The sequence below is a fragment of the Catenulispora pinistramenti genome (genome assembly GCF_018274385.1).
Classification (GTDB): Bacteria; Actinomycetota; Actinomycetes; order Streptomycetales; family Catenulisporaceae; genus Catenulispora; species Catenulispora pinistramenti.
The window spans coordinates 1-21,349 of record NZ_JAAFYZ010000111.1 but is presented as its reverse complement, the minus strand read 5'-3'; the positions used below and the strand labels follow the sequence as shown (position 1 = coordinate 21,349).

17 protein-coding genes and 1 pseudogene are annotated in these 21,349 nt (G+C 68.4%); 10 read left to right on the top strand and 8 right to left on the bottom strand.

Features of this window, described 5'->3' with window-relative positions:
* Positions 1-13: 13 nt before the first annotated feature.
* Together KGQ19_RS27815 and KGQ19_RS27810 are read left to right on the top strand one after the other, a co-directional pair.
* Complete coding sequence (locus tag KGQ19_RS27815; RefSeq protein WP_212013979.1) at positions 14-1,327, top strand: aminotransferase-like domain-containing protein; 1,314 nt, start codon at positions 14-16, stop codon at positions 1,325-1,327.
* Positions 1,328-1,506: 179 nt separating this feature from the next.
* Entirely contained in the window at positions 1,507-2,454 is a 948-nt protein-coding gene (locus tag KGQ19_RS27810; RefSeq protein WP_212013977.1) for a D-alanine--D-alanine ligase family protein, read from the top strand.
* Positions 2,455-2,776: 322 nt separating this feature from the next.
* Here KGQ19_RS27810 and KGQ19_RS27805 read toward each other — a convergent pair whose 3' ends face one another.
* From KGQ19_RS27805 to rpmH, 8 genes are all read right to left on the bottom strand, one after another.
* Complete coding sequence (locus KGQ19_RS27805; RefSeq protein WP_212013976.1) at positions 2,777-3,979, bottom strand: ParB/RepB/Spo0J family partition protein; 1,203 nt, start codon at positions 3,977-3,979, stop codon at positions 2,777-2,779.
* Positions 3,980-4,001: 22 nt separating this feature from the next.
* A complete protein-coding gene (locus KGQ19_RS27800) occupies positions 4,002-4,976 on the bottom strand; it encodes a ParA family protein (protein WP_230419546.1) in 975 nt (324 codons plus the stop codon).
* A 508-nt stretch (positions 4,977-5,484) separates the two neighbouring features.
* A complete protein-coding gene (gene rsmG / locus KGQ19_RS27795; RefSeq protein ID WP_212013972.1) occupies positions 5,485-6,225 on the bottom strand; it encodes a 16S rRNA (guanine(527)-N(7))-methyltransferase RsmG in 741 nt (246 codons plus the stop codon).
* Positions 6,226-6,251: 26 nt separating this feature from the next.
* Positions 6,252-6,845, bottom strand: coding sequence for a Jag family protein (locus tag KGQ19_RS27790; protein ID WP_230419537.1), 594 nt, complete (start codon positions 6,843-6,845; stop codon positions 6,252-6,254).
* Between the two features lie 15 nt (positions 6,846-6,860).
* Positions 6,861-7,844, bottom strand: a complete 984-nt coding sequence (yidC, locus tag KGQ19_RS27785) for a membrane protein insertase YidC (protein ID WP_212013970.1) — start codon at positions 7,842-7,844, stop codon at positions 6,861-6,863.
* Positions 7,841-8,248, bottom strand: coding sequence for a membrane protein insertion efficiency factor YidD (gene yidD, locus KGQ19_RS27780; RefSeq protein ID WP_212013961.1), 408 nt, complete (start codon positions 8,246-8,248; stop codon positions 7,841-7,843). Before yidD ends, yidC begins: the two co-directional genes overlap by 4 nt.
* Positions 8,245-8,598 (bottom strand): ribonuclease P protein component, encoded by a 354-nt coding sequence (gene rnpA, locus KGQ19_RS27775; RefSeq protein WP_307856526.1) that lies wholly within the window; start codon positions 8,596-8,598, stop codon positions 8,245-8,247. The genes yidD and rnpA overlap by 4 nt, the downstream gene beginning before the upstream one ends.
* 28 nt (positions 8,599-8,626) lie before the next feature.
* On the bottom strand, positions 8,627-8,764 hold the full coding sequence (gene rpmH, locus KGQ19_RS27770) for a 50S ribosomal protein L34 (RefSeq protein WP_015797593.1): 138 nt from the start codon (positions 8,762-8,764) through the stop codon (positions 8,627-8,629).
* 460 nt (positions 8,765-9,224) lie between these two features.
* Between rpmH and dnaA the strand changes: the two genes are divergently transcribed.
* The 8 genes and pseudogenes from dnaA to KGQ19_RS27730 all read left to right on the top strand — a co-directional run.
* A complete protein-coding gene (gene dnaA, locus KGQ19_RS27765) occupies positions 9,225-10,895 on the top strand; it encodes a chromosomal replication initiator protein DnaA (protein ID WP_212013956.1) in 1,671 nt (556 codons plus the stop codon).
* A 753-nt stretch (positions 10,896-11,648) separates the two neighbouring features.
* Complete coding sequence (gene dnaN, locus KGQ19_RS27760) at positions 11,649-12,842, top strand: DNA polymerase III subunit beta (protein ID WP_212013954.1); 1,194 nt, start codon at positions 11,649-11,651, stop codon at positions 12,840-12,842.
* Positions 12,843-12,921: 79 nt separating this feature from the next.
* Positions 12,922-13,800: a phosphogluconate dehydrogenase (NAD(+)-dependent, decarboxylating) gene (gene gnd, locus KGQ19_RS27755; RefSeq protein WP_212013945.1), complete on the top strand. Its 879-nt coding sequence runs from the start codon at positions 12,922-12,924 to the stop codon at positions 13,798-13,800.
* A 6-nt stretch (positions 13,801-13,806) separates the two neighbouring features.
* Positions 13,807-14,970 (top strand): DNA replication/repair protein RecF, encoded by a 1,164-nt coding sequence (gene recF / locus KGQ19_RS27750; protein WP_212013943.1) that lies wholly within the window; start codon positions 13,807-13,809, stop codon positions 14,968-14,970.
* Positions 14,967-15,476, top strand: a complete 510-nt coding sequence (locus KGQ19_RS51240) for a DciA family protein (protein WP_212013941.1) — start codon at positions 14,967-14,969, stop codon at positions 15,474-15,476. Before recF ends, KGQ19_RS51240 begins: the two co-directional genes overlap by 4 nt.
* Before the next feature lie 459 nt (positions 15,477-15,935).
* Positions 15,936-17,921: a DNA topoisomerase (ATP-hydrolyzing) subunit B gene (gene gyrB, locus KGQ19_RS27740; protein ID WP_307856524.1), complete on the top strand. Its 1,986-nt coding sequence runs from the start codon at positions 15,936-15,938 to the stop codon at positions 17,919-17,921.
* A 91-nt stretch (positions 17,922-18,012) separates the two neighbouring features.
* Positions 18,013-20,637, top strand: a complete 2,625-nt coding sequence (gyrA, locus tag KGQ19_RS27735) for a DNA gyrase subunit A (protein ID WP_368862171.1) — start codon at positions 18,013-18,015, stop codon at positions 20,635-20,637.
* 250 nt (positions 20,638-20,887) lie between these two features.
* Positions 20,888-21,349 (top strand): annotated as a pseudogene (locus KGQ19_RS27730) (hypothetical protein); the annotation flags it as partial.

Below are 21,349 nucleotides of genomic sequence, written 5' to 3'. Positions count from 1 at the left end.
CAAGGAGAGTGATATGGAACTCCCGCAGCGTCCGGGTTCCCGGCTCGACTCGTATGTCGACCGTTACGCAGCCAGGACCCGCGGGATGACCGCATCCGAGATCCGAGCTCTCTTCGCCGTGGCCTCCCGGCCGGAGGTGGTGTCCCTCGCCGGCGGCATGCCGAACCTCGCGGCGCTGCCGATGGACGCGATCGCGACCGTGGCCGAGGAACTGGTCCGCGAGTCCGGCACCATCGCGATGCAGTACGGCGGGGCCCAGGGCGACGAGAAGCTGCGGGAGCAGATCTGCGAGATCATGCGCCTGGAGGGCATCGAGGGCCACCCCGACGACGTGATCGCGACCGTCGGCTCGCAGCAGGCGCTGGATCTGGTCACCCGGATCTTCATCGACCCGGGCGACGTCATCCTGGCCGAGGGCCCCTCCTACGTCGGCGCGCTCGGCGTCTTCGCCTCGTACCAGGCACAGGTGGTCCACGTGGAAATGGACGACCAGGGCCTGGTGCCGGACACCCTGCGCGCGGCGATCGCCTCGGTGAAGGCCACCGGCCGCCGCATCAAGTTCCTCTACACGATTCCGAACTTCCACAACCCGGCCGGCGTGACGATGGCCGTCGAGCGGCGGCCGCAGATCATCGAGATCTGCCGCGAAGCCGGGATACTGATCCTGGAGGACAACCCCTACGGGCTGCTCGGCTTCGGAGGCGAGATCTACCCGGCGCTGCGGTCGCTGGACACCGAGAACGTCATCTATCTCGGCTCGTTCTCCAAGACCTTCGCCCCCGGCTTCCGGGTCGGTTGGGCGCTGGCCCCGCACGCCGTGCGGGAGAAGCTGACGCTGGCCGCCGAGGCCGCCGACCTGTGCCCGCCGGCCTTCTCCCAGATGCTGGTCTCCCGCTACCTGGGCACGCAGCCGTGGCGCGAGCAGATCAAGGCGTTCCGGGAGATGTACCGGGAACGGTGTGAGGCGACCCTGTCGGCGCTTTCCGATCTGATGCCGGCGGGTGTCACGTGGACCAAGCCCGACGGCGGGTTCTACGTCTGGGTCACCCTCCCCCCGGGGCTGGACTCCAAGGCCATGCTGCCCCGCGCGGTGACGGCCCGCGTCGCGTACGTCCCGGGCACCGGCTTCTACTCCGACGGCTTCGGCACGTCCTCGCTCCGCCTGTCGTACTGCTACCCGACGCCGGAGCGGATCCGGGAAGGCGTGCGGCGGTTCGCGGACGTCCTGCGCGAGGAGATGGAACTGCGGGCCGCCTTCGGCCACGAGGCTTCGCGAGCGCTGGAGACCCGGGACGGCGTCGACACACCCGGACCGGATCTCGCCTAGCGACCGATGTTTCACGGGAAACCGGGCATCGGTTTCCCGTGAAGCATCCCGCTGCCAGACTGCCGAAGACCTTGTTTCACGGGAAACCGAACCACCGTTTCCCGTGAAACATCGGCCTCCAGCCGGTCCACGGACTGGCATGATCGGGGGCGAAGAAACCGAGAAGGGCAGTGATTGCAATGAGCGACCTGGGCCGTGTCGTCGTCTTGGCCGGCGGCCTCAGCCACGAGCGCGACGTCTCGATCCGCTCCGGCCGCCGAGTGGCGGACGCGCTGCGCGGGGCCGGCGTCGAGGTCCAAGTGCGCGACGTCGACGCCGGACTCCTGCCATCGCTGCTCGCCGACCGCCCCGATGCCGTCTTCCCGACCCTGCACGGTGCGACCGGTGAGGACGGCGCGATCCAGGGGATCCTGGCTCTGCTGGGAGTGCCCTACGTCGGCTCATCCGCAGCTGCCTGCCGCCGCACCTTCGACAAGCCCTCGGCCAAGGACGCCATCCGCGCCGCCGGGCTGTCCACCCCCGACTGGGTCGCCATCCCCAAGACGACGTTCCGAGACCTCGGTACCCAAGCCGTCCTGGACGCGGTGTCCGCCGCATTCCCGCTGCCGTTGTTCGTGAAGCCCGCCCGCGGCGGCTCCTCGCTCGGCGCCGCCGCGGTCCGCACCCGCGAGGAGCTGCCGGCCGCCCTGGTCGCCTGCTTCGCCTACGACGAGACGGCCCTCATCGAGCGACAGATCACCGGCCGCGAGATCGCGGTGGCGGTCGTCGACACCGGCGATGGCCCACGAGCCCTGCCCGCCGTCGAGATCGTCGCCGACTCCGGCGTCTACGACTACGCGGCCCGCTACACCGCCGGCATCACCGAGTTCTTCGCCCCGGCCCGCCTCACCCCCGACGAGGAGAAGGCCGTCGCGGACGTCGCCGTCCGGGCGCACACCACCCTCGGCCTGTCCTGCATGTCCCGTACCGACCTGATCCTCGACGCCGACAGCACGCCCTGGTTCCTGGAAGTGGCGGTGGCACCGGGCCTCACCGAGACCAGCTCGGTCCCGCTAGCGGTCGGCGCGGCGAATCTCGACCTCGGCGTGCTCTACCGGAATCTGGTCGAAGCCGTCATCGCCAAGTAGCAGCCCCACGTTTCACGGGAAACCAGCCCTTGGTTTCCCGTGAAACATGGCTCGTTTCACGCTCAGCCGCCGCTGTTTCACACGCACAGCTCGGCCGAGCCCGCGGCTGAACTCCCACTCGCGGTTGCCCTTGCGGCGCTGCGCCGCCCAAGCAGGCCCGCACCTTCCCGACGTACTGCCCCATCGCCGCACGCGCCGGACGCCCCGGCCCCTGGTTCGTGAAGACCTCGTTTCCCGTGAAACATCGCCGCTGTTTCCCGTGAAACATGGCAGAGGCCCGGCGGACAACCGCCGGGCCTCGTCACGGTTTCCCGTGAAACAGCTACTCGCCGAGGATCGCCTTCGCGATCCGCTTCAGGTCCTCTATCCCCGCGTACTCGATGGTGATCCGACCGCGCTTCTGCATGATGTCGACCTTCACCCGGGTCTCCAGCCGGTCCGACAGCCGCTGGCCGAAGTCCTCCAGGATCGGCATCCGGCTTCCGGAGCGCACCCGCTTGCCCTTGGGCTTCTCGCTGAGGTCGAGGTAGTCCTCGGGCGTCTCGGTCAGCGCGGTGTCCAGAGCCGCGGCGTCCCAGCGGCCCATCCCGGCCAGTTCCTCGACCGCCCGCACCGAGAGGTTCTCCCGGACGATGCGCTTGGCGATCTCCTCCTGCTGCTCCACCGACTTCAGGCCGAGCAGCGCCCGGGCGTGGCCGGCGGTGATGACGCCGGCCGCGACCCGGCGCTGGATCCCGGGAGTCAGGGTGAGCAGCCGCAGGGTGTTGGTCACGTGCGGCCGGGACTTGCCGATCTTCTCCGCCAGCACCTCGTGGGTGCAGTCGAAGTCCTTCAGCAGTTGGTCGTAGGCCGCCGCCTCTTCGAGCGGGTTCAGCTGGGCGCGCTGGAGGTTCTCCAGCAGCGCGTCCAGCAGCATCCGGTCGTCGCGGGTGTCGCGGATGATGGCGGGGATGGCCGACAGGCCGGCCTCCTGCGAGGCCCGCCACCGCCGCTCACCCATGATGAGTTCGTAGCGGTGCTCACCCTCGGGCTCGGCCAGCTGCCGGACCACGATCGGCTGCAGCAGGCCGACTTCCTTGATCGAGGCGACCAGCTCGGCCAGGGCGACTTCGTCGAACTCGGTGCGCGGCTGCACCGGGTTCGGGCGGATCTGGCCCTGCGGGATCTCGGCGAACGACGCACCCGGAACCGGCATCAGCCCGTCCGGCAGGTCGGCGTCGTAACTGGATTCCGGGCTCGACGCCGGAGCCGGAACCGACGCCGAACGGGACCCGATGCTCGCCGCGTCGGACGCCCGATAGTCGGGAGCCGTATCGATCGGCAGCGTTCCCAGCGCCGTCCGCACCGGCGCGGCCGGGGCTGTTTCCCGTGAAACATCGGACGCGGTTTCCCGTGAAACAGTCTCCTCGGCGGTCGACGTGGTCGCCGACTCGGCACGGGTCTTCTCGGACAGTATCGACGTGGGGGCGCCGGAGGGAATCAGGGCCCCCAGGCCCTTGCCCAGGCCGCGTCGGCGGTCGTTCACCACTGCTCTCCCATCGTGCCGTTCACTGCCCACCGCTGTGCAGGGACGCCCCACCGTACTCGATGTCGGCCCGGAAATCGTTCATGCCGTCCATCGGGATCCGGGACGCGCCGCGCTCGGCGATCTCCCGGGCCGCGTCCCGGTAGGCGATGGCACCGGTCGACACCGGGTCCCACGTCATGACGGTCTGGCCGTACGACGGCGCCTCGGACACCCGCACCGAGCGCGGGATCGCCGAGGACAGCACCTCATTCGGGAAGTGGGTCCGCACCTGCTCGGCCACCTCGGTCGACAGCCGGGTCCGGGAGTCGTACATGGTGAGCAGGATCGTCGACACGTGCAGCTCGGGGTTGAGATGGCCGCGGATCAGCTCGATGTTGTGGAGCAGCTGGCTCAGCCCTTCCAGCGCGTAGTACTCGCACTGGATCGGGATCAGCACCTCGGCACCGGCCACCATCGCGTTGACCGTCAGCAGGCCCAGCGACGGCGGGCAGTCGATGAGGACGTAGTCCATCTTCTTCTGGTAGCCGGACAGCGCCTTGGCCAAGCGGTTCTCCCGGGCCACCATCGAGACCAGTTCGATCTCGGCACCGGCCAGGTCGATGGTCGCCGGGCAGCAGTAGAGATTGGGGATCTCCGGCACCTGCTGCACGACCTCGTCCATCGTGTACCGCTCGATGAGGACGTCGTAGACCGACGGCACGTCGGCGTGGTGCTCGACCGACAGCGCGGTGGACGCGTTCCCCTGCGGGTCCAGGTCGATCACCAGCACACTGGAGCCGGCCTGGGCGAGCGAGGCGGCCAGGTTGACCGTGGTCGTGGTCTTGCCGACGCCACCCTTCTGGTTGGCGACGACCAGCACTCGGGTCTTGTCCGGCTTGGGAAGCCGGGTGACTCCGGACAGCGCTTCTATAGCGGCGGCGGCTTGGCGGGCGATCGGGGTGTCCGTGTCGTCAGCGGCGGACGGACCCTGGGCGGGAACTGAAGAAGACGGCATGTGCGATACCTGAAGGGGTGCAGAGGGGGTGGCTCCCGCGGGAACGTGTCCGGACTCGTACTCGAGGTCCACCGGCGGCGTGGCCATCACGTCGGTGGTCCCGGCGGGGTAGTAGGGCTCGTCGTTCAGGCTGTCCACCACTGACTGCGCGAGCAGCGGGTCGACCCCCTGGTGCTCTCGGTGTTCATTGCCGGGTGCGGCCACGGAAGAACTCCTGTCATGGGACGCGCGAAAGGCTGTGCTCGCCGAGGCGAGAAGCTACGAAGCAACAGTCTGCCGTACTCGCTTCCCCGAGAACGAACGAAGGGCGGAGTTTCGCGTGAAACCAAGCTTCTTTCGCCAGTTTCCCGTGAAACATCGCCCGCGCCAACCGTCGCGAGCCGGTTTCCCGTGAAACATCCGGCGATGTTTCACGGGAAACCGGCTCACTGATCTCGGACCACCGGGCGGCTTCGCGCTACCGGTCCGCGCTGTTTCCCGTGAAACATCGCCGGGCCGGCGTCCACTCTCAGCGCCCGGGCCGCCGGTTCCGCGGCCGGGACTTCTTCGCGCTGCGAATCTGGATCTCCTCGTCGATCCCGACCCGGATCACCGTCGTCGGCGGCTCCACGATCCCGGCGCCGATCATCTGCACGCTCCAGCGCGTGGCACCGAGCTTCGCCAGCAGCTCCGCACTCTCGGCCAACTCGGCCTCGGCCGAACCGCCCTTGAGGGCGACCATCTCCCCGCCGGACCGCAGCAGCGGGAGCGACCACCCGGCCAGCCGGTCCAGCGGCGCCACGGCCCGGGAGGTCACCACCTCGAACCGCTCCTTGCCGGCGAACTCCTCGGCCCGGCCGCGCAGCACCCGCACGTTCTCCAGGCCCAGGAGATCGATCACCTCGTCCAGGAACAGGGTGCGGCGCAGCAGGGGCTCCAGGAGGGTGACCGACAGGTCCGGGCGGGCCAGCGCCAGGACGATGCCGGGCAGACCCGCGCCGGAGCCGACGTCACAGACCCGGATGTCCGCGGGCAGCAGTTCACCGACCACGGCGCAGTTGAGAATGTGCCGCTCCCACAACCGCGGGACTTCGCGGGGACCGAGCAGTCCGCGGGTCACCCCGGGACCGGCAAGGATCTCCGCGTACCGGGTGGCGTCCGCCGCCCGGTCTCCGAAAACCGACACCACCGCCTCCGGGGCGGGGCCTAACACCAGATCGGTGGGCTCGCCGCCGCCGGCGACGGCGGGGTCCGGCGCAGAAGGTCGCATGTCTCCACTATGTCCCAGCTCGGTTCTCAGGCCGACTGCGACAGGGACGGAAGGACGACCACACAGCGGTTCGGCTCCTCGCCCTCCGACTCGCTGCGCAGCCCGGCGGCCGCCACCGCGTCGTGCACCACCTTGCGCTCGAACGGCGACATCGCCGAGAGCTTCACCGGCTCGCCGGTCTCGGCCACCTTGCGAGCCGCCTCGGTGCCGATCCGGGTGAGCTCGGAGCGCCGGGTGGCCCGGTGCCCGTCGATGTCCAGCATCAGCCGGGACCGCTCGCCGGTCTCCCGGAGCACCGCCAGCCGGGTCAGCTCCTGCAGCGCGTCCAGGACCTCGCCCTCGGAGCCGACCAGGTGCGAGAGCTTGCCGCCGACGATGGACACCGAGGCCCGGTCGCCCTCGACGTCCATGTCGATGTCGCCGTCCAGGTCGGCGATGTCGAGCAGGCCCTCCAGGTAGTCGGCGGCGATGTCGCCCTCCCGCTCCAGGCGGGCGATGCGCTCGGCCGGTGACTCCGGGGCCCGCTCGACGGGCTTGTCGGCCTGCTCCTGGCCGGCCTGCGGCTCGGCATCGGCCAGTTCGGAGGCCTCGGCCTCGGTCACCGCGGTGGTGTCGCTCATGGGCGTGCGGCTCCTCTACTTCTTGCGCTTGCTACGAGTGGTGCGGACCGGCTGCTGTCGCTGCCTGGAGATCGCCGCCTTGTCCTGGGCCGCGGTGTTGGCGGCCGCCAGTTCCCTGGCCGCCTCCGGGTCCTTCGCGATCAGGTCCTGGCGCTTCTTGTCCTCCTTGGCCTTGCGGCGGGCCAGCATCTCCTTCTCGGCCTGGCTGCCGGGCATCGGGGAATTGCGCAGAGTGTAGAACTGCTGGCCGATCGTCCACACGTTCGTGGTCATCAGATACAGCACGACGCCGATCTGCACGTTCAAGCTGAAGAACAGCATGCCGAACGGCATGACGTAGAGCATGATCTTCTGGCTCTGCATCATCGGGTTCGGGACGCTGTTGTCCAGGTTGGTGTTCTTGGCCATCATCATGCGCTGCGTCAGGAACTGCGACGTGGCGTAGATGATCGCCATGATGATCGCGATGACCTGCAGGTTCGTGACCGAGTGGATCCCGATGTTGGCCATCTGGGACGGCGTGTGGTGCAGGAAGCTCAAGGACAGCGGGGCGCCGAAGAAGTTGGCGTGCTGGGCGCTGACCGAGTCGCCCTTGGACAGCGCGCCGACCGCGTTGCCCGCCGAGACGTGGCTGAGCACCCGGTACAGGCCCATGAAGAACGGCGTCTGGAGCAGGATCGGCATGCACGAGGCGAACGGGGAGGTCCCGTTGTCCTTGTACAGCTTCATCATTTCCTGCTGAAGCTTCTGCTTGTCGAGCTTGTACTTCTTCTGCAGCGCCTGGATCTGGGGCTGGAGTCGCTGCATGTTCTGCATCGACTTGATCTGCTTACGGAACAGCGGGATCATCGCCGCGCGGATGGTGATCGTCAAGAAGATGATCGACAGCACCCAGGACGCCGAGGAACTACTGCCGAAAATCGCCCCGAACGCCCGGTGCCACAGCATCATCACGAAGCTGGTGGCCCAGATGATCGGGGAGAGGATTGTGTCGATCACGATCGCGCTCCTCGGCTGGACATCAGGTCGGGCCGGACCGCGTCGCGGGCCGGCTTGGTGGGCAAACCGACCATCTCAGTCCGGTCGGAAGTCTGTGTTGTCTCACCAGGGGAACTCGTCTCGGACTCCGAGAGGTTCCGCGCCTGGCTGTCGTCTTCGTCGCCCTCAGGACCTCTGGGCTCGCGGGGCTTGACTGGATCGTATCCGCCCGAGCTCCACGGGTTGCAGCGCAGCACCCGCCACACGGTCATGCCGCCGCCCTTGATCGCCCCGTGCGTCTTCACGGCCTCGTAGCCGTAGTGGGAGCACGAGGGCTCGAATTTGCACACCGGGCCGCGCCAGTTCACGACCGGGCTCAGGACGATCTGGTAGAGCCGGATCAGGCCCATCAACACGTACTTCATCGCAACAGCTTCCGCAGGGCCGAATCCAGGTCGGCGCCAAGAGTGGCCGAGTCCGCGGTGGCCGCCGCCGGGAGCGCCCGGACTACCAGTCTGGACCCTGCGGGCAGCAGATCCAGCCGCTCGCGGACCAGATGCCGCAGCCGGCGCTTGACCGTGGTCCGCACCACGGCCGGGCCCACGGCCTTGCTCACGACGAAGCCCGCCAGCACTGCGGCATCAGCAGCAGCGGGCGGGGAGTCGCTGGGAACGGCCAGATGCGCGACAAGGGTGGTCCGTCCGGCACGTCGGCCGCCGCGTACGGCAGCACCGAAGTCCGCCGACCTCCGCATGCGGTGCGCGGAGGGGAGCACGGCGGGTCGGAAGGATCTGAACTGCGGCTCAGGCCGACAGCTCGCTACGGCCCTTGGCACGGCGGTTGGCCAGGATCGCGCGCCCGGCACGGGTCCGCATCCGGAGACGGAAGCCGTGGGTCTTGGCACGACGGCGGTTGTTCGGCTGGAAGGTGCGCTTGCTCACTGGGGGCTCCGCTTTGTTGGTTGGCGCCCTTCAGGGCGGCGTCACTGCTCGGTATGTCTGTGAAGTGCGGCAACAGGGTCTCGCGCGTAGACGCGCGGCATCGGCAATCGACTTCTCGACCTGCTTACGGTACGTGGCGCCACCCGGAAGGGTCAAACCCGAGGTGGGCCCGGCCGTCGCGGCACTCCTGAGGACTATTATCCACAGGACCACCGTACTTGTGGATAACCGTGGGGAACCGCTACCGTCAGCGGACCGTCGCCGCCAGGTGGCACGCGGCATTTTGTCAGGCCCGCTCGGCCCCGGTGGGCGCCGGACCTGTGAAAACGACAGATACGACAACCGACGCGGCCGCGCCCGGCCTTATCCACAGCTGTACACAGTTGCTGCGTACGACCTGTGGAAAGCCTGTGGGAAACGTGACGCCGATCCGCCGGCGCCGGCCAGTGGCGGCAACAGAATGGAGCCGCAGGACGTGTCAGACCCGCAAGGCTACACCCCGGTCCCGCATCCGCCGGCCGCCCCCGGCGATGCCACCGCGTTGTGGCCGCAGTTCCGCGCCCGGGTCGAATCGGACAGCTCCCTGACCAAGAGCGAGCAGGCCTTCCTGATGATCCCGGAGGCCCGGACCGTGATCGGCGACACGATCGTGCTCGCGGTGCCCGACGACTTCTCCAAGAACTATCTGGAGCAGCGGCTGGAGCCGATGCTCACCACCCATCTGGCCGCCATGTTCGGCCCGGACATCAAGTTCAGCCTGTTCGTCGACAAGGCGATGGAGAACACCCCGGGCTCGGCATCTCCGGCCCCGGCCCCGGCCGCCCCGGTCATCCAGCAGCTCGCGCCGCCCCCGGCGCACTGGACGCCGCCTCCGGTGACCTCGGCCGGCCCCGAGCAGCCCGCGCCGTCGGTCTTCCACAGCGACCCGCCGGGCTTCCCCACCGAGCTGCCCCGGGCCTCGGTCGGCGGCATGGCCCTGCCCCCGCCGCGCATCTCAGAGCCCCCGGTCGAGGAGAGCGACCCGATAGCGGCCACTCTGTCCTTGTCCACCGGCAGCCCCGGCGCCCGTTCGTCCACACCTGACGACGGCGCCAAGGCCCAGCAGGCCAAGCTCAATGAGAAGTACGTCTTCGAGACCTTCGTCATCGGCTCCAGCAACCGCTTCGCGCACGCCGCCGCGGTCGCCGTCGCCGAGGCCCCGGCCAAGGCCTACAACCCGCTGTTCATCTACGGCGACTCCGGCCTGGGCAAGACGCACCTGCTCCACGCGATCGGCCACTACGCGCGCAACCTGTACCCGGGCACCCGCGTGCGCTACGTGTCCACCGAGGAGTTCACCAATGACTTCATCAACGCGATCCGCGACGGCGCCGGCAACCACCTGCGCAAGCGCTACCGCGACGTCGACATCCTGATGGTCGACGACATCCAGTTCCTGGAGAACAAGGAGGGGACGCAGGAGGAGTTCTTCCACACCTTCAACACCCTCCACAACGCCTCCAAGCAGATCGTCATCTCCAGCGACCGGCCGCCCAAGCAGCTGAACACCCTGGAGGACCGGCTCCGCTCCCGGTTCGAGTGGGGCCTGATCACCGACATCCAGCCGCCCGAGCTGGAGACCCGGATCGCGATCCTGCGGAAGAAGGCCCAACAAGAAGGTCTGAACGCGCCGCCGGAGGTACTGGAGTTCATCGCTTCCAAGATCTCCACCAACATCCGCGAGCTCGAGGGCGCGCTGATCCGGGTCACGGCGTACGCCTCGCTGAACCGGGCCCCGGTCGACTTGTCGCTGGCCGAGGACGTATTGAAGAACCTGATGCCGGACGCCGCGGGTCCGGAGATCACGGCCTCCACGATCATGGCCCAGACGGCGATGTACTTCGGGATCACCCTGGAGGACCTCTGTGGGACTTCCCGCAGCCGGATCCTCGTCACCGCCCGGCAGATCGCCATGTATCTGTGCCGCGAGCTCACCGACCTTTCCCTGCCCAAGATCGGGCAGGCCTTCGGCGGCCGGGACCACACCACGGTCATGCACGCCGACCGCAAGATCCGCAACCTGCTTCCGGAGCGCCGGGCCATCTTCAACCAGGTCACCGAACTCACCAACCGCATCAAACAGTCCGGCTGACCTGCCCCTTCACCTCTGAGGTCCCCCGCGCACCCGGCGCGGGGGACCTCTTTGCCGTGCCGCCACCGGCCGGTGACACGACACGCCGAAGATCGAGAAAACCCGCGCCTCCCACCTTTCATAGCTCCTTGTCGACTAATGTCCTCACATGTCCGCTTCGAAGCTCTATGTCGCTAAGGAGATGGCGGGAAAAGGTTCGGACGCATGACGTTCCACTGGTTCAACTTGTCACCCACATGGCAGATCGCAAGATCACGCCCGCCTGGGGAAAAGACGGGGGAAAACTGGGGATAACCTGTGGACAACGCTGTGTGTAACTGAGTGGACGTGTGGATACCAGCGGGTTATCCCCAGAGATGAATTGTTTTCCACAGCTGAACACACAAGCAATGTGGACTAACATAATAGGTCTGAGCTGCCCCGATACCGGTTATCCACAGTATCCACAGCCCCTACTACTACTACGAGAACAGTTAGCTACGTCGGCCGATTTGATCAGTCTCGGCCCACATCTGTGGAAAACTCGCGGCCCACTTGTTGGACGTCCGAAGGCGCCGAAGCCGGATTCACTCTTTCAGGGCCCTCTGACAGTGCTTCCCCCGTTCTCGCCGTTTCCACTCCTGCCGAAGCTCGTTTCAGGCACACTGGAACCTCTCGATCGCCGCGCCGATTCACAGCCTGTGGGTCGCAGGCGGCATGATGGGACGCTGGTTCCGACGAGCAGCGAGCAAAGCAAGCAGGAGGCGGTGTCCGGTGAAGTTCCGGGTCGAACGCGACGTCCTTTCCGAGGCCGTGGCATGGACTGCGCGGTCCCTGCCCAGCCGCCCGGCCGCCCCGGTGCTGGCCGGCCTGGTCTTCGAGGCCGTTGAGAGCGAGGGCGGCGAGGGGGACAACGGTTCGGTCACGCTGTCCGGCTTCGACTACGAGGTCTCCTCGCGGGCGCAGATCGGTGCCGACGTCACCGAGCCGGGCCGCATCCTGATCCACGGCAAGCTCCTGGCCGACATCGCCAAGTCGCTGCCGAACCGCCCCGTGGAGTTCTCCACCGAGGGCTCCAAAGTTCTCCTCAGCTGTGGATCCAGCCGCTTCACCCTGCAGACCCTCCCGGTCGAGGACTACCCGGCGCTGCCCACGATGCCGACCGCGACCGGTGCGGTCACCGCTTCCGGCCTGGCCGGCGCGGTCTCCCAGGTGGCCATCGCGGCCGGCCGCGACGACACCATCCCGATGCTGACCGGGATCCGGGTGGAGATCGAGGGCGAGAAGATCACCCTGGTCGCCACCGACCGCTTCCGGCTGGCCGTGCGCGAGCTCCAGTGGAAGCCCGAGCAGCAGGACATGTCGGCGACCTCGCTGATCCCGTCCAAGGTGCTGTCCGACACCGCCAAGGCGCTCACCGGCGGTGACTGGGTCACCCTGGCGCTGTCCGGCGGCGAGGCCGGTGAAGGGCTGATCGGCTTCGAGTCCGGCGACGGTGCCTCCAGCGGGGCCAAGGGCTCACGCCGGATGACCTCGCGGCTGCTGTCCGGCGAGTTCGTGAAGTACCGCTCGCTGTTCCCGTCGGAGTACAACATCACCGCCACGGTCGAGACCGCGCCGTTCCTGGAGGCCGCCAAGCGCGTGTCCCTGGTGGCCGACCGCACCTCGCCGATCAAACTGGCCTTCACCCAGGGCGAGGTGACCCTGGAGGCCGGTGCGGGCGACGAGGCGCAGGCCTCGGAGGCCATGGACGCGGTGCTGGACGGCGAGGACATCAGCGTCTCGTTCAACCCCAGCTTCCTGCTCGACGGCCTGCAGGTGATCGACACCCAGTACGCGCAGCTGTCGTTCACCGTCGCCTCCAAGCCCGCGGTGCTCATGGGCCGCCCGGCCTTGGACGCCCCGCCGCAGGAGGAGTTCCGTTACCTGATGATGCCGCTGCGTGTCCCGGGTCAGTCCGCAGGCTGACCGGGCAAGCACACGCTGCGCGCTCGCCGTAAGGTCGGTCCTGACACAATCAGGTGACGGAACAATCAAGGGGAAGACCATGGAGATCGGTCTTGTCGGCCTGGGCAAGATGGGCGGCAACATGCGCGAGCGCATCCGCCGCGCCGGGCACACAGTCGTCGGCTACGACCGCGACCCCAAGCTGGCCGACGTCGGCTCGCTGAAGGAGCTGGTCGAGGCGCTGCCCGCGCCGCGCGCGGTCTGGATCATGGTTCCGGCCGGCGAGGCCACCGACGCCACCGTCCGCGAACTGTCCGATCTGCTGGACGCCGGTGACCTGGTGATCGACGGCGGCAACTCGCGCTGGACCGAGGACGTCAAGCACGCCGAGCTGCTGAAGACCAAGGACATCTCCTTCGTCGACGCCGGCGTCTCCGGCGGCGTCTGGGGCCTGCAGAACGGCTACGCCCTGATGGTCGGCGGCGAGGACGCGGACATCGCCCGGGTGCAGCCGGTCTTCGACGCGCTCAAGCCCGAGGGCGACAGCGGGTTCGTGCACGCCGGCGGGGTCGGCGCCGGCCACTTCTCGAAGATGGTCCACAACGGCATCGAGTACGGCATCATGCAGTCCTACGCCGAGGGCTGGGAGCTGCTGGAGTCGGCTCCGAACGTGACCAACGTGCGCGAGATCTTCCGCTCCTGGCAGGAGGGCACCGTCATCCGCTCCTGGCTGCTGGACCTGCTGGTCCGCGCGCTGGACGACGACGAGCACCTGTCCGGCATCCGCGGCTACGCCGACGACTCCGGCGAGGGCCGCTGGACCGTGGAGGCCGGTATCGACCTGGCCGTGCCGACCCCGGCGATCACCGCCTCGCTGTACGCGCGCTTCAGCTCGCGGCAGGAGGACTCCCCGCAGATGAAGGCTGTCGCGGCGCTGCGTAACCAGTTCGGGGGCCACGCCGTGCAGAAGGAGAGTTAGGACCCAGTGCGGGTCACGCATCTGTCGCTGGCGGATTTCCGCTCGTACGCCTCCCTGGAGCTCGCGCTCCAGGGAGGCGTCACCGCGTTCGTCGGGCCCAACGGGCAGGGGAAGACCAACCTGGTCGAGGCGATCGGCTACATCGCCACCCTGGACAGCCACCGGGTGGCCACCGACCAGCCGCTCGTGCGGTTCGGTGCGCCGCGCGCCATAGTGCGGGCGAACGTGGAGCGCGAAGGCCGTACACAGCTTGTGGAAATCGAGCTGAACCCGGGCGGGTCGAACCGGGCGCGGCTGAACCGCAACCCGGTGCCGCGGCCCCGCGAAGTCCTCGGCGTGCTGCGCACGGTGTTGTTCGCCCCGGAAGACCTCGCGCTGGTGAAGGGCGACCCCGGGGAGCGCCGCCGGTTCCTGGACGAGCTGCTGGTCGCGCGCTGGCCGCGGTACGCCGGGGTCCGCGCGGACTATGACCGGGTGCTGAAGCAGCGGAACACTTTGCTGCGCACGGCCGCGATGGCCCGGCGTAACAAGACCTCCGGCCCCAACCTCACGACTCTCGACGCGTGGGACCACCACCTGGCCAAGGTCGGAGCGGAACTCGTCGGTGCGCGGCTGGCCCTGATCTCGGCGTTGTCCCCACTTGTGGACAAGTGTTACGCCGAGATCGCCGAGGGCGGCGCGACCCGGATCGGTTACCGCTCAACCCTTTCCCCGGAACCCGACCCGGCTGTCGACGTCCTCACGGAACAGTTCCTGGCGGCCATCGGCGAGGCCCGCGCTAACGAATTGGACCGGGGCATCACCCTGGTCGGCCCGCATCGCGACGAGATGGTGCTGGAGCTGACCTCCTCTTCGGGAGAGGCTGGGCTTTCCGGAAGTCTGATGCCCGCCCGCGGCTACGCGAGCCACGGCGAGTCCTGGTCATACGCGCTGGCATTACGTTTGGCCGCCTACGATCTGCTGCGTTCGGACGGCTCAGAAGGCGGCGAGCCGGTCCTGATCCTCGACGACGTCTTCGCCGAACTCGACACCAAGCGCCGCCGTCGGCTGGCCGAGCGGGTCTCCGGCGCCGACCAGGTGCTCATCACCGCGGCGGTGGACGCCGACGTTCCGGAACAACTGATCGGCCAGAAGTTCGCGGTGGCCGGGGGATCGGTGAGTGCGGCGTGAATCCACAGCCTGTGGACAACGGTTCCGGCGCTGATGAGGCCAAGGGTTCCGGCATGGATCTGGCCCGTGCCGCCCTCACCGCCGCGCGGGCCCGCGGCAAGGAGGGCGGCGGCTGGAACGGCAACCGCCGACGTAGCAGCAGTCCGGGCCAGCGCTCGGGATCCGGCCCCGACGAACGCGATCCGCAACTGCTCTCCTCGGCACTCCCCAGGATGATCGAGGACCGCGGCTGGAGCGTTCCGGCGGCGGTCGGCGGCGTCATGGGCCGCTGGGGCGACATCGTGGGCAGCCACATCGCCGCGCACTGCACGCCGCTGGAGTTCAACGACGGGATCCTGACCGTCCGCACCGATTCCGCGGCCTGGGCCACCGAGCTGCGGATGCTCGCCCCCCAGCTGCTCGCGAAACTCAATGCCGAACTGGGGACGTCGCGGGCGAGCCACGGCGGCCGCGAAGCCGCCGGGGCGATCTCGAGCCTGAAAGTGGTCGGGCCGGGCGGCCGGTGACCGATCCCGGCCGGTTCCCTATCTTTTGACCTTGTTCCGGCCCGCCGGGGTCGTTAGGTTCGCGACGGGCCGTCCCGCCGGCTCCGCCGTCCCGGGGGTCCACAGGTGTCTCATCAGCCACAATCGCCCGGTCATGGCTTGGGAATCGGCCAGCTGATCGGCGACTATAAAGGTCCATATCTGTGACAATCACCCTCTCGCATCCTCAGACCGTGCCGGACGCTCTCGTGAGCGGTTCACAGGGCGGCTCGTATGGGGGGACTTCAAAGACGGGCAAAAAATGTCTCTCAAGGCCTCACAGGGCCGTATGAGGGCCACTTTGGTCAGCCGGGCAGGGTAGAATAAAGCTCGTAAGTCTTCCCCTTCGCGGCTCGCGTCGGGCCGCGACTGTCCGGTGGCTTCCTCCGACGGCGCGCTCCGCACGCTCAGGGCCGTGTTTTGAGAAAGGGCCAGCGCGCCGTGGCGGACGTAGAACCGACCGGGGACATCACCCCGAACCCCGATGGCACCTATAACGCTGACTCCATCAGTGTCCTGGAGGGGTTGGAAGCCGTCCGGAAGCGGCCGGGCATGTACATCGGCTCCACCGGTGAACGCGGCCTGCACCACCTGGTCTACGAGATCGTCGACAACTCGGTGGACGAGGCGATGGCCGGGTACGCCGACACCATCGAGGTCAGGCTGCTGGCCGACGGCGGCGTGAAGGTCGTGGACAACGGCCGCGGCATCCCGGTCGGCATCAACACCAAGACCGGCAAGTCCGCGCTGGAAGTCGTGATGACGATCCTGCACGCCGGCGGCAAGTTCGGCGACGGCGGCTACAAGGTCTCCGGCGGTCTGCACGGCGTCGGCGTCTCGGTCGTGAACGCGCTGTCCACCCGGGTCGAGGTCGAGGTGCACACCGAGGGCTTCGTCTGGAACCAGGTGTACAAGCGTGGCGTGCCCGAGGCCGACGTGAGCAAGGGCGGCCCGGCCGAGGACACCGGCACCTCGACGATCTTCTGGGCCGACACCGACATCTTCGAGACCACGGTCTACTCCTTCGAGACCCTCTCGCGCCGGTTCCAGGAGATGGCCTTCCTCAACAAGGGCCTGACGATCTCGCTGACCGACGAGCGCCCCGAGTTCATCGACGAGAACGGCGAGCAGCGCTCGGTGAAGTACCACGCCGAGGGCGGCATCGCCGACTTCGTGCGGCACATCAACGCCCGTAAGGGCGAGCCGGTCCACCCGAACGTCATCGACTTCGAGGGCGAGGACAAGGACCGCACTCTGGCGGCCGAGATCGCCCTGCAGTGGAACAGCCAGTACTCCGAGTCGATCTACACCTTCGCCAACAACATCAACACCCATGGCGGCGGTACGCACGAGGAGGGCTTCCGCGCGGCGCTGACGACGCTGATCAACAAGTACGCGCGCGACCAGAAGCTGCTCAAGGAGAAGGACGAGAACCTCGCCGGCGAGGACATCCGCGAGGGCCTGACCACGATCGTCTCGGTGAAGCTGTCCGAGCCGCAGTTCGAGGGCCAGACCAAGGACAAGCTGGGCAACCCCGAGGCCAAGACGTTCGTTCAGCGTCTGGTCTACGAGAAGCTCGGCGAGTGGCTCGAGGAGAACCCGAACGAGGCCCGCGAGGTCATCCGCAAGACGATCCAGGCCTCCACCGCGCGCATGGCCGCGCGCAAGGCCCGCGAGCTGACCCGTCGCAAGGGTCTGCTGGAGTCGTCCTCGCTGCCCGGCAAGCTGTCCGACTGCCAGTCCAACGACCCGACGAAGACCGAGATCTTCATCGTCGAGGGTGACTCCGCCGGCGGCTCGGCGCGCTCCGGCCGCGACCCGATGACCCAGGCCATCCTGCCGATCCGCGGCAAGATCCTGAACGTGGAGAAGGCGCGCATCGACAAGGTGCTGCAGAACACCGAAGTGCAGGCGCTGATCTCGGCGCTGGGCACCGGGGTGCACGACGACTTCGACATCAGCCGGCTGCGCTACCACAAGATCATTCTGATGGCCGACGCCGACGTCGACGGCGCGCACATCAATACCCTGCTTCTCACGCTGCTGTTCCGGTTCATGAAGCCGCTGGTCGAGGCCGGGCACGTGTACCTGGCCGCGCCGCCGCTGTACAAGGTGAAGTGGACGCAGAACGACTTCTACTACGCCTACTCCGACCGCGAGCGCGACCAGCTGCTCGAGGCGGGCGTCGCGGCGAACAAGCGGAGGAAGGACGAGACCGTCCAGCGCTTCAAGGGCCTCGGTGAGATGAACGCCGAGGAGCTGCGGATCACCACCATGGACCGGGAGCACCGGATCCTGCGCCAGGTCACCCTCGACGACGCGGCCCAGGCCGACGACCTGTTCTCGGTCCTGATGGGCGAGGACGTCGAGGCCCGCCGCAACTTCATTCAGCGCAACGCGAAGGACGTCAGGTTCCTGGACATCTGAGTCCACACCCGTCCACGAACAAGCCTGACGAGAGCACCACCTCTCCTTGACAGCGAAGGATTGAGATTTGAGCACGGAGACTGTGGACGAGATGCCGCAGGGAGACCGGATCGATCCGGTCGACCTCCAGACGGAGATGCAGCGCTCGTACCTCGACTACGCGATGAGCGTGATCGTCGGCCGCGCGCTGCCGGACGTCCGCGACGGCCTGAAGCCGGTGCACCGCCGGGTGCTGTACGCGATGTACGACGGCGGTTACCGGCCCGACCGCGGCTACTACAAGTGCGCCCGCGTCGTCGGTGAAGTCATGGGTATCTACCACCCGCACGGCGACTCGCCGATCTACGACACCCTGGTGCGCCTGGCCCAGCCCTGGTCGCTGCGGATGGTGCTGGTCGACGGCAACGGCAACTTCGGCTCCCCGGGCAACGACCCGGCCGCGGCCATGCGCTACACCGAGTGCAAGATGGCGCCGCTGTCGATGGAGATGGTGCGGGACATCGACGAGGACACCGTCGACTTCCGCCCCAACTACGACGGCCGCTCCGCCGAGCCGGTGGTGCTGCCCTCGCGGTTCCCCAACCTGTTGGTGAACGGCTCGACCGGCATCGCGGTCGGTATGGCGACCAACATCCCGAGCCACAACCTGCGCGAGGTCAACGACGGCGTCCAGTGGTTCCTGCAGAACCCCGAGGCGAACAACGAGGAGCTCCTGGAAGCGCTCATGGAGCGCATCAAGGGCCCGGACTTCCCGACCGGCGCGCTGATCGTCGGCCGCCGCGGCATCGAGGACGCCTACCGGACCGGCCGCGGCTCGATCACCATGCGCGCGGTGGTCAACACCGAGGAGATCAACGGGCGGATGTGCCTGGTGGTCACCGAACTGCCCTACCAGGTGAACCCGGACAACCTGGCACTGAAGATCGCCGAGCTGGTCAAGGACGGCAAGGTCGCCGGCATCGCCGACGTGCGCGACGAGTCCTCCTCCCGGACCGGCCAGCGCCTGGTGATCGTGCTCAAGCGGGACGCGGTCGCCAAGGTCGTGCTGAACAACCTGTACAAGCACACGCAGCTGCAGGACTCCTTCGGCGCCAACATGCTGGCGCTGGTCGACGACGTGCCGCGCACGCTGTCGCTGGACGCCTTCATCCGGCACTGGGTCGTCCACCAGATCGACGTGATCGTCCGTCGCACCCGGTTCCGGCTGCGCAAGGCCCAGGAGCGCGCGCACATCCTGGTCGGCCTGCTCAAGGCGCTGGACGCGATCGACGAGGTGGTGGCGCTGATCCGCCGCTCCCCCACGGTCGACGAGGCGCGCACCGGCCTGATCGAGCTGCTGACCATCGACGAGATCCAGGCCAACGCGATCCTGGAGATGCAGCTGCGCCGGCTGGCCGCCCTGGAGCGGCAGAAGATCGAGGCCGAGCACAACGAGCTGATGGCCAAGATCTCCGACTACAACTCGATCCTGGAGTCGCCGGAGCGGCAGCGCCGGATCGTCTCGGAGGAACTGCAGGCGATCGCCGACAAGTACGGCGACGACCGCCGCTCGCAGCTGGTGCCCTACGAGGGCGACATGTCCATCGAGGACCTGATCCCCGAGGAGGACGTGGTCGTCACGATCACCCGCGGCGGCTACACCCGGCGGACCAAGACCGACCTGTACCGCTCGCAGAAGCGCGGCGGCAAGGGCGTCAAGGGCGCGCAGCTGAAGCAGGACGACATCGTCGACCACTTCTTCGTCACCACCACGCACCACTGGCTGCTGTTCTTCACGAACAAGGGCCGGGTGTACCGGGCCAAGGCGCACGAGCTGCCGGACACCGCCCGCGACGCGCGCGGTCAGCACGTGGCGAACCTGCTGGCCTTCCTGCCGGACGAGAAGATCGCGCAGGTGCTGGACCTGCGGGACTACGAGCAGACGCCGTATCTGGTGCTGGCCACCAAGAACGGCCTGATCAAGAAGACCCCGCTGCTCGACTACGACTCGCCCCGCACGGCCGGCGTCATCGCCATCAACCTGCGCGAGGACGACGAGCTGATCGCCGCCGAGCTGGTCTCCGCCGAGAGCGACCTGCTGCTGGTCTCCAAGCAGGCGCAGGGGCTGCGGTTCACCGCCACCGACGAGGCGCTGCGGCCGATGGGCCGGGCCACCTCGGGCGTGATCGGCATGCGCTTCCGCGAGGACGACGAACTGCTGTCCATGGACGTGGTCCGGCCGGACACCTTCCTGTTCACCGCGACCTCCGGCGGCTACGGCAAGCGGACGCCGGTGGACATGTTCCCGCTGCGCGGCCGCGGCGGCCTGGGCGTCATCGCCGCCAAGACCGTCGACGAGCGCGGCGGCCTGGTCGGCGCCACGATCGTGGACGAGGGCGACGAGGTCATGGCGATCACGCTGTCCGGCGGCGTGATCCGGACCCGGGTCTCCGAGGTGCGGCCGACGTCCCGGGACACCATGGGCGTGCGGGTGATCAACCTCAGCAAGGGGGACACGGTGCTCGCGATCGCGCGCAACGCGGACCCGGTCGAGGACGAGATCGAGGGCGAGGCCGACGGCGAGGTCGGCGAGGAGCTGGCGAACGGCGAGGGCGTGATCGTCGCGGCTGATGCGGCTGACACGGTCGCGGGCTCGGGCTCGGGCGAGTCGGAGAGCTCGGAAGCCGGCGAGGGCTCGGACGCTGCTGAAGGCTCGGAGGGCTCCGACGAGGAGTGACCTTCTGGCGCGAAACGCAGGGCGGCGGCATCGGTGCGGGAGCACCGGGCCGCCGCTCGGCGTTTCGGCTTGTGGCAGATGGGTGACGCCCGTTCGGCGGTCCCGAGCCGGCCGTGGCGACCCCCTTGTCCCGCTGCGTGTCCGGTTATGCGCATGGAGCAGCATTGAGGTCCGTCGAACATATGGTCCCGGCTACGGAAAATAGCGGGGCCGGGGAGACCTACAAGGATTAGGACGGTAGCTTGGCCGGGTGAGTAGCGAGACGAGGACCGATCCCAGCCGCGGAGCCGACCCCGACGGCGTCGGTGGCGGGCCCCGCGCTTATGGGGCCGGCCCCGGCGCCGCTTCTGTTTCCGACGCCGTGCCGCCCGGGGCGCACCGCCAGGCTCCACCGCCGAACCAGCCGCCGCCCGGTTACCGGCCGCCGCAGGGCGGACGAGGCCCGGCGGGCCAGGGCTACGGCCCGGCCGGTTCTGGCGTTCCCGGTGGCCAGGGCGCCCACGCACCGCAGGCCGCGCCCATGGCGCCCAACGGCCCCGGCGCCTCCGGCGCGCACATGGCTCCCGGCGCGCCGGGCATGCCCGCGCCCGGCCCGTCCCACGCCGCCGGCCCTGGTCACGCAGCCCCCGGTCACGCAGCCCCCGACGCGCCGACCGGCCTCATCAGCCCGGTCGGCCCCGGCTCCGCTCCCAGCTTCGGCCCGGCCCCCGGC

Bases quoted from the DNA above. Each gene is read 5' to 3' on its own strand.
- KGQ19_RS27815 (WP_212013979.1), top strand. From the start codon at position 14: ATGGAACTCCCGCAGCGTCCGGGTTCCCGGCTCGACTCGTATGTCGAC.
- KGQ19_RS27810 (WP_212013977.1), top strand. From the start codon at position 1,507: ATGAGCGACCTGGGCCGTGTCGTCGTCTTGGCCGGCGGCCTCAGCCAC.
- KGQ19_RS27800 (WP_230419546.1), bottom strand. From the start codon at position 4,976: ATGCCGTCTTCTTCAGTTCCCGCCCAGGGTCCGTCCGCCGCTGACGAC.
- rsmG (WP_212013972.1), bottom strand. From the start codon at position 6,225: ATGCGACCTTCTGCGCCGGACCCCGCCGTCGCCGGCGGCGGCGAGCCC.
- KGQ19_RS27790 (WP_230419537.1), bottom strand. From the start codon at position 6,845: ATGAGCGACACCACCGCGGTGACCGAGGCCGAGGCCTCCGAACTGGCC.
- yidD (WP_212013961.1), bottom strand. From the start codon at position 8,248: ATGAAGTACGTGTTGATGGGCCTGATCCGGCTCTACCAGATCGTCCTG.
- dnaA (WP_212013956.1), top strand. From the start codon at position 9,225: ATGGAGCCGCAGGACGTGTCAGACCCGCAAGGCTACACCCCGGTCCCG.
- gnd (WP_212013945.1), top strand. From the start codon at position 12,922: ATGGAGATCGGTCTTGTCGGCCTGGGCAAGATGGGCGGCAACATGCGC.
- gyrA (WP_368862171.1), top strand. From the start codon at position 18,013: ATGCCGCAGGGAGACCGGATCGATCCGGTCGACCTCCAGACGGAGATG.